Origin of the sequence: Lyngbya aestuarii BL J (assembly GCF_000478195.2) — a bacterium.
GTDB classification, from domain to species: Bacteria; Cyanobacteriota; Cyanobacteriia; order Cyanobacteriales; family Microcoleaceae; genus Capilliphycus; species Capilliphycus aestuarii.
Map to the genome: position 1 here is coordinate 1 of NZ_AUZM01000238.1, position 1,096 is coordinate 1,096.

Below are 1,096 nucleotides of genomic sequence, written 5' to 3' on the forward strand. Positions count from 1 at the left end.
CCTCCTAAGGCAATGCGCTGTTCTTGGAAAAATGAATCCAGTGCCATTTCTGCGGCTTGGCTTTGAGTCCAAAAATTGAGAGGGGCGTTAGAAATCGCTTTTCGGACTTGGACTGCACCAATTTGATCGCTGTCAAACAGAGGAACGACTTGCTGCAATAAATTGGGGGACACTTGAGCATCGGCATCAAATACCCCAATAAATTCACCTTGAGTTAAGGGTAAAACTTGATTGAGCGCCCCCGATTTTCCACCGACTCCATTTTGACGATGTAAAACATTGAGTTGCTCAAACTTTTCCGCCAGTTGATCTAATAAAAGGGGTGTGTTATCAGTGCTGTGATCGTCAATGATCCAAACTTCATAGGAGTCAGATGGATAATCGAGGTTGCACAAGTTTTCGACTAAATTGTGAATCACAGATTCTTCATTTTTGGCAGCCACGAGCAAAGAGACAAAGGGCCAATAGTCGCGATCACCTGTTGCCGTCTGATCAGACGATGGGTGACGATATCGGGTGAACAGGATACGCAACGAATGAATCGAAATTAACCCTGTTAAGCCGAAAATGAACCACGAACCCCAAGAAACGAGATGTAGGGTGATTGTTCCTCCCCAAATCATACTGAGGACTACAGCCGCTTTTCGGCGGCGTCCTTGATAAATTGAGGGTGAATTGGTCATCGGTTCGACTTGATGTTGAAAAGGGGAGTGAGGATCAATCGGATCGGTTTCTACCGTTTGATTTTCGGGGCTTGAGTCCCGGTGATGATGATAATCTGGGTTAGGGTTAGATGAATTTTTTCGTGTAGATGTCAATCGTCTCATATCTGATTTAACTGATGACTTGATCATTTTTTTGGCCAAGACTTCTTGGGCCTGGGATAATCTAATTTAACTCTTAATACTTACCTAAAATCATATTGGAAGCTGGCAAAACAACAACATTGAGATTTTACACCGTTGTTTTCTGGGGTACGGATCAAGGGTCAACTCAGGAAGGAAGAAAATTTTTGTCTCTAGAGTCATAACAGGGGGTTAAATGTCGGCTAAATTGGAAAGAATCGGTCTTTGCAGGAAATCTGAGAATGTCAAAC

General features: G+C 43.2%; 1 protein-coding gene. It reads right to left on the reverse strand.

Annotated features, from left to right (window positions below; translation table 11 throughout):
- Positions 1-827: glycosyltransferase family 2 protein (locus M595_RS27775; protein WP_040484210.1), on the reverse strand; the 827-nt coding region annotated here is incomplete at its 3' end.
- Positions 828-1,096: the final 269 nt, after the last annotated feature.